Here is a 6,027-nt window from a genome sequence, read left to right as displayed (position 1 = left end):
CTCCTGGCCGGCTTCAGCGGCTTTCTGCTTCAGTCGGCAGGCGGCGGACAGGCCGGACGGGCCGGCGCCGACGATGACGACGTCGAATTCCATAAATTCGCGTTCCACAGACAATCTCCTACTCAGGCTTCTTTCTATTTGGAGGGATGGCTCATTCCAGGAGCGATGCGCGGGCATTATATCCACAGCCTTTGCCGGCTCCAATACAAACGTTTGTTTGAATTTCCCCGGGCCTTGCTAGAATCGGACGTCCACGCCTCATGAGTGGCGGTTCTGTCGTATTGACCGAGGTGGGGGATGCGGTCAAGATACGGGCGGTTTTGCGCTTGCCATTCCATGGGCTGACCGTCGGTTCCGGCCGGCGTGCATCACCCGCCAGGCTCCCCCTTGGCGACATTCTTATTCACCGGAGAGTAACGAGGAATCCATGAAGGTTCTTGTAGCTGTCAAGCGAGTGGTCGACTACAACGTCAAGGTTCGCGTCAAGGCGGACAACTCGGGCGTTGACCTGGCCAACGTAAAAATGTCGATGAACCCCTTCTGCGAAATTGCCGTGGAAGAAGCGGTGCGTCTGAAGGAAAAGGGTGTCGCCAGCGAGATCGTCGTGGTGTCCGTCGGTCCGAACGCCGCCCAGGAGCAGCTGCGTACCGCTCTGGCATTGGGTGCCGATCGCGCGATCCTGGTGGAAAGCGCCGAGGAGCTGAACTCCCTGGCCGTGGCCAAGTTGCTGAAAGCCGTGGTCGACAAGGAGCAGCCGCAACTGGTGATCCTTGGCAAGCAGGCGATCGACAGCGACAACAACCAGACCGGCCAGATGCTCGCCGCGCTGACCGGCTACGCCCAGGGTACCTTCGCCTCCAAGGTGGAAGTGGCCGGTGACAAGGTCAACGTCACCCGCGAGATCGACGGCGGCCTGCAGACCGTCGCGCTGAACCTGCCGGCGATCGTCACCACCGACCTGCGCCTGAACGAGCCGCGCTACGCTTCGCTGCCGAACATCATGAAGGCCAAGAAGAAGCCGCTCGACGTGGTCACCCCGGACGCCCTGGGCGTATCCACCGCCTCCAGCGTCAAGACCCTCAAGGTCGAGGCCCCGGCCGCCCGCAGCGCCGGCATCAAGGTCAAGTCGGTGGCCGAACTGGTCGAGAAACTGAAGAACGAAGCGAAGGTGATCTGAGATGGCAATCCTGGTAATCGCTGAGCACAACAACGGCGTCCTGGCCGGTGCCACCCTCAACACTGTTGCCGCCGCCCAGAAGATCGGCGGTGAGATCGCCGTGCTGGTCGCTGGCCAAGGCGTTGGCGCCGTGGCTGAAGCCGCCGCCAAGGTCTCCGGTGTGAACAAGGTGCTGGTCGCCGACAACGCCGCCTTTGCCCACCAACTGCCGGAAAACGTCGCGCCGCTGATCGCGGAGCTGGCCAAGGGTGGTTACAGCCACGTGCTGGCTCCGGCCACCACCAACGGCAAGAACTACCTGCCGCGCGTGGCTGCCCTGCTGGACGTCGACCAGATCTCCGAGATCATCGCTGTCGAGAGCGCCGATACCTTCAAGCGTCCGATCTACGCCGGCAACGCCATCGCCACCGTGCAGTCCAGCGCGCCGGTGAAGGTGATCACCGTGCGGACCACCGGTTTCGACCCGGTGGCGGCGGAAGGCGGTTCGGCCGCCGTTGAAGCGGTCAGCGTCGGTGGCGACGCCGGCAAGTCCGCTTTCGTGGGCGAAGAACTGGCCAAGTCCGACCGTCCGGAACTGACCGCCGCGAAGATCGTGGTGTCCGGTGGCCGTGGCATGCAGAACGGCGACAACTTCAAGCTGCTGTACAGCCTGGCCGACAAGCTGGGTGCCGCGGTGGGTGCTTCCCGTGCCGCCGTCGACGCCGGCTTCGTGCCGAACGACATGCAGGTCGGCCAGACCGGCAAGATCGTCGCGCCGCAACTGTACATCGCCGTCGGTATCTCCGGTGCCATCCAGCACCTGGCAGGCATGAAGGACTCCAAGGTGATCGTCGCGATCAACAAGGACGAAGAGGCGCCGATCTTCCAGGTGGCCGACTACGGCCTGGTTGGCGACCTGTTCGAAGTCGTGCCGGAGCTGGAAAAGCTGGTCTGAGACCTTCGCTTTCCCATCCAGAAGAAACCCGCTCAGTGAGCGGGTTTCTTTTTGCCCCTCATTGCGTGGCCTGGCTGGCGAGGAAGGCGAGATAGTGCTCGGCGGTTTCCTGCGGGCGCTCGAGCATGGGGGCATGGCCACAGTTCTTCATGATCACGACGGTCGGCTTCTGCAGGAGCGGCTTCATCACCTCGATGCTGGATACGTCCAGCAGGCGGTCCCGGTCGCCCCACAGCAGCAGCGTGGGCGCCTGGATCTTCGGCAGCTCCGGTTCCAGGGGGATGTAGCGGTCGAGCAGTTGCTGGAAGATCCTGCGGTTGTTCGAACTGCTGGTGATGGCACGCTCGGCGAGGTACTCCTTGGCTTTTTCCGGCAGGGCCGGCGGATCGACGAAGACGAACTCCAGGAGCTGATCGAAATCCCCGGGTTCGTCCACGATCAGAGGGTTCGGCTCGCCGCGTTCCAGGCGTTGTATCAGTTCGCTTGGCCTGGGAGAGGTGACGCCGGCATTGTCGAAGAGCGCCACCGTCAGCACCTGATCGGGATAGCGGGCGGCGTAAAGGGCGCTGATATGCCCACCCATGGAGTTGCCGACCAGGTGCAGCCTGTCGATGCCGAGCGATTTGGTGAACGCGGCGAGCCGCTCCACCTGGCTGCCGACATCGTAGCTGGCATTGGGTTTGCTGCTGTCTCCGAAGCCGGGGAGGTCCACGGCGATGACGCGATAGCGGTCGGTCAGGTGCTTGGCGAAGCGCGGCCAGTTGTCCTTGTTGGCGCCGAAGCCATGCACGAGCATGATGGTCTGCCCGTCGCGCGGGCCGCCTTCGTAGTAGTGGATGCTGAGTCCGGCCACTTCCTGGCGTTGTTCGGAGAGGCCGGCCGCCTGGCGATCGATGAAGCGGATGCTGGCCAGCAGGGTGGCAGGGGAGAAATACAGTGCCGAGGCCGCCAGGACTATGATGGCTACCAGGGAGGAAAGCAGCTTCTTCATGCGGGGCAGGCCTTTATCGTTAATAGTTATTATGATTCCGTTAACCTAGCATGAAGTCTGTGCCCTGCGAATGAACGCATGCTGGCTCATCGACATATTCAGCAGAGAAACACTGATGCGAGATCGTTCTTTCCTGCGTTGGTTACTGATTGGCCTGGGGCTGCTGCCAGCCCTGGCGGGAGCGGCCGGTAAATGCGAGCGGCTGGTGGCCACCGGCAATCCGGAGTACCCGCCATATCTCTGGCGCGATCCGCTGAGCCCGGACAAACTGATCGGCGCGAATACCGACCTGCTCCAGGAGATCGGCAAGGCGCTCAAGCTGCAGATCGATGTGATCTACACCGGCCCCTGGTCGCGGGCCCAGGACGAAGTGCGCACCGGGCGCGTCGACCTGATCGCAGGGGCTTTCCTGACGCTGTCGCGCCTGGAGCACATGGACTACGTCCATCCGGCGTTCTTCGACACGCCCAGCGTGGTCTGGGTGCACAAGGACAGGGTCTTCCACTATGCGGGGTGGGACGACCTGCGGGGCCGCCTTGGCGGCAACCTGGTGAACAACAGCCATGGCCAGCAGTTCGACGCCTTCGCCAAGGCCAACCTGACCCTGGAGTCGGTGCCGACCCTGACCCAGGCATTCCAGAAGCTCATGCTCGGACGCACCGACTACGTGCTCTACGAGCGCTATCCCGGGGTGGCCTTGGCCGACAGTCTGGGTCTGCTCGGCGATATCGAGGCGCTCGAACCGCCGATTTCCAGCGAGGGGTTGTACCTCACCCTGTCCCACAACTCCGCCTGCAATGACCCGTGGCTGCGCGGACAGTTGGCGAAAAAAATGACAGAATTGGACGCCGCAGGGGTGCCTGAAGCCATCCTGCAGCGCAACCTAGAGCGCTGGAAGCAACAGCAGTTGCAGCCCTCCACGGTACCGAATCAGTAGGAATTCTCAGGTGAGCGACAAACGCATATTGGTAACCGGCCTGGCCTTGCTGGCCCTGGTCGGCTGCGCCAACGATCCCGTGCCGAACGAGCAGATGCGCCTGACCGAGCAGGCTGTGGAGCAGGCCAGGGCGATCGGTGCGACCGACGAGATCGGGGAAATGCAACTGGCCGAGCAGAAGCTGGCCAGGGCCCAGAAGAACATGGGCGAAGAAGACTACAAGCGGGCGCGCGTCCTGGCCGAACAGGCGGAACTGGATGCGCGCCTGGCCGAGGCACGGGTGCTGACCCGGAAAAGCGAGGAACAGCTCGCCGAGCTGAATGCGCGGATCACGCGCCTGCGCAAGCAACTGGGGGATATGCAGTGAGGAGGGATATCGGCCTCGTCGGTCTTTTGCTGACCCTGGGACTGCTGGGTGGCTGTGCCAGCCAGTCGAACAATGGCGAAGCGCTGGAGGCGGCCCGCACGACCTTCCAGAAGGTCAAGGAGGACCCGGACGTGCTGCGCGTGGCGCCCAAGGATGTCATCCGTGCCGGCGAGTCGCTGGCCCGCGCCGACCGCCTGTCCAGCTACTGGGGCAGCGGCAGTGACGTCGATCACTACGCCTACCTGAGCCAGCGCTACAGCGAGATCGCCATCCAGCACACCGAACTCAAGCTCAACGAGGAGCGGCGCGCCAAGCTGGACCTGGAGCGCGACCGCCTGCAACTGGCGCTGCGCGAAGCCAAGCTGCTCAGCGTGCAGCAGCAGGGCAAGTGGCTGGAGGAGCAGATCGTCAGCCTGGCCACCAGCGACGGCAACCGTGGGCTGGTGATGACCCTGGGCGACGTGCTGTTCGATGCCGGAGAAGCGGACCTGAAGCCAGCGGCCAACCGGACCGTCCTCAAGCTGGTCCAGTTCCTCCAGCTCAATCCCCAGCGCATCGTGCGCATCGAGGGCTACACCGACAGCACGGGCGACCGGCAGGACAACCTGGCGTTGTCGCGTGCGCGGGCGCAGGCCGTGGCCGATGCGCTGACCGATCTCGGCATCGATGGCAAGCGCATCCAGGTCGAAGGCTACGGCCAGGACTTCCCGATCGCGGACAACGCGTCCAATCGTGGCCGTGCACAGAACCGCCGTGTCGAGATCGTCTTTTCCGACGAGCAGGGCCGTTTGGGCGCCGGGCGCTGATCCCGTCGTCTGGCAGCGACAGGTGGTACCGGCCGGGCTGGCCCGGCGGTATAGTCCCTCAATCCGGGTGGATGGAGAGATGAGGGCATGCCCGCTCCGATCAGGATCCTGGCCGTCGACGACGATGCCGAGGTCCGCCAGTTGCTGCAGGATTATCTCGGCGGTCATGGCTATCAGGTGACCGTGGCTGCCGACAGCCAGCAGATGCGTGCGCAACTGGCGCAGCAGGTGCCGGATGTCGTGCTGCTGGATGTCGGCCTGCCGGGCGAGGATGGCCTGAGTCTCGCGCGTTTCCTGCGTGAGCATCACGACCTGCCGGTGATCATGATTTCCGGTGCGGGCACGCCGCTGGACCGTATCGTCGGCCTGGAAGTGGGTGCCGACGACTATCTGGCCAAACCCTTCGACCCCCGCGAACTGCTGGCCCGGCTGAAGACGGTGCTGCGCCGTTACCAGCGACAGGGGGGGGAGGGCGCCACCGGCGATGGGGACGAGCAGCAACAGATGCTTGGTCGATGCCGCCTCGACCTGCAGCGCCACCAGTTGTTCGATGCCGATGGCGTCGAGATTCCCTTGACCGCGATGGAGTTCGAACTGTTGCAGGTGTTCGTGCAGCGGCCGAACCGCCCGCTGTCGCGCGACCAGTTGCTCAACCTCACCCAGCAGCGCGACTGGAATCCCTTCGACCGTTCCATCGACATCCGCATCGCGCGGCTGCGCCGCAAGCTCGAGCCTGATCCGGACAAGCCGCAACTGATCCGCACCGTGCGGGGCGTCGGCTACATGTTCGTGCCGTCCTGAACGGCACTTTTGTT

8 protein-coding genes are annotated in these 6,027 nt (G+C 63.9%); 6 read left to right on the top strand and 2 right to left on the bottom strand.

All coding sequences use genetic code 11. The annotated features are described in order from the left end of the window. The coding region (locus PSEWESI4_RS19840) for an NAD(P)-binding protein (protein WP_187672944.1) at nucleotides 1-108 on the bottom strand (108 nt) is incomplete at its 3' end. A gap of 319 nt (nucleotides 109-427) precedes the next feature. Between PSEWESI4_RS19840 and PSEWESI4_RS19835 the strand changes: the two genes are divergently transcribed. Together PSEWESI4_RS19835 and PSEWESI4_RS19830 are read left to right on the top strand one after the other, a co-directional pair. Further along, entirely contained in the window at nucleotides 428-1,177 is a 750-nt protein-coding gene (locus tag PSEWESI4_RS19835; RefSeq protein ID WP_187672943.1) for an electron transfer flavoprotein subunit beta/FixA family protein, read from the top strand. A 1-nt stretch (nucleotide 1,178) separates the two neighbouring features. Next, nucleotides 1,179-2,111 (top strand): electron transfer flavoprotein subunit alpha/FixB family protein, encoded by a 933-nt coding sequence (locus tag PSEWESI4_RS19830; RefSeq protein ID WP_187672942.1) that lies wholly within the window; start codon nucleotides 1,179-1,181, stop codon nucleotides 2,109-2,111. Between the two features lie 58 nt (nucleotides 2,112-2,169). Here PSEWESI4_RS19830 and PSEWESI4_RS19825 read toward each other — a convergent pair whose 3' ends face one another. Next, nucleotides 2,170-3,102, bottom strand: a complete 933-nt coding sequence (locus PSEWESI4_RS19825; protein ID WP_187672941.1) for an alpha/beta fold hydrolase — start codon at nucleotides 3,100-3,102, stop codon at nucleotides 2,170-2,172. A gap of 115 nt (nucleotides 3,103-3,217) precedes the next feature. Here PSEWESI4_RS19825 and PSEWESI4_RS19820 point away from each other — a divergent pair, with 115 nt between their 5' ends. The 4 genes from PSEWESI4_RS19820 (at nucleotide 3,218) to PSEWESI4_RS19805 (ending at nucleotide 6,013) form a co-directional block, all read left to right on the top strand. After that, nucleotides 3,218-4,039: a substrate-binding periplasmic protein gene (locus PSEWESI4_RS19820; RefSeq protein WP_187672940.1), complete on the top strand. Its 822-nt coding sequence runs from the start codon at nucleotides 3,218-3,220 to the stop codon at nucleotides 4,037-4,039. Between the two features lie 40 nt (nucleotides 4,040-4,079). After that, nucleotides 4,080-4,406, top strand: a complete 327-nt coding sequence (locus tag PSEWESI4_RS19815) for a DUF4398 domain-containing protein (RefSeq protein WP_408004326.1) — start codon at nucleotides 4,080-4,082, stop codon at nucleotides 4,404-4,406. Further along, nucleotides 4,403-5,212 (top strand): OmpA family protein, encoded by an 810-nt coding sequence (locus PSEWESI4_RS19810; RefSeq protein WP_187672939.1) that lies wholly within the window; start codon nucleotides 4,403-4,405, stop codon nucleotides 5,210-5,212. The genes PSEWESI4_RS19815 and PSEWESI4_RS19810 overlap by 4 nt, the downstream gene beginning before the upstream one ends. Before the next feature lie 87 nt (nucleotides 5,213-5,299). Next, nucleotides 5,300-6,013 (top strand): response regulator, encoded by a 714-nt coding sequence (locus PSEWESI4_RS19805; RefSeq protein WP_187672938.1) that lies wholly within the window; start codon nucleotides 5,300-5,302, stop codon nucleotides 6,011-6,013. Nucleotides 6,014-6,027 lie beyond the last annotated feature (14 nt).

It is taken from the genome of Zestomonas carbonaria (assembly GCF_904061905.1).
GTDB classification, from domain to species: Bacteria; Pseudomonadota; Gammaproteobacteria; order Pseudomonadales; family Pseudomonadaceae; genus Aquipseudomonas; species Aquipseudomonas carbonaria.
Note: the sequence above shows the minus strand (reverse complement) of the source record. Positions and strands in the feature narration are given on the sequence as shown.

Coding starts and splice junctions, on each gene's coding strand:
- PSEWESI4_RS19835 (WP_187672943.1), top strand. CDS start 428: ATGAAGGTTCTTGTAGCTGTCAAGCGAGTGGTCGACTACAACGTCAAG.
- PSEWESI4_RS19825 (WP_187672941.1), bottom strand. CDS start 3,102: ATGAAGAAGCTGCTTTCCTCCCTGGTAGCCATCATAGTCCTGGCGGCC.
- PSEWESI4_RS19830 (WP_187672942.1), top strand. CDS start 1,179: ATGGCAATCCTGGTAATCGCTGAGCACAACAACGGCGTCCTGGCCGGT.
- PSEWESI4_RS19805 (WP_187672938.1), top strand. CDS start 5,300: ATGCCCGCTCCGATCAGGATCCTGGCCGTCGACGACGATGCCGAGGTC.
- PSEWESI4_RS19820 (WP_187672940.1), top strand. CDS start 3,218: ATGCGAGATCGTTCTTTCCTGCGTTGGTTACTGATTGGCCTGGGGCTG.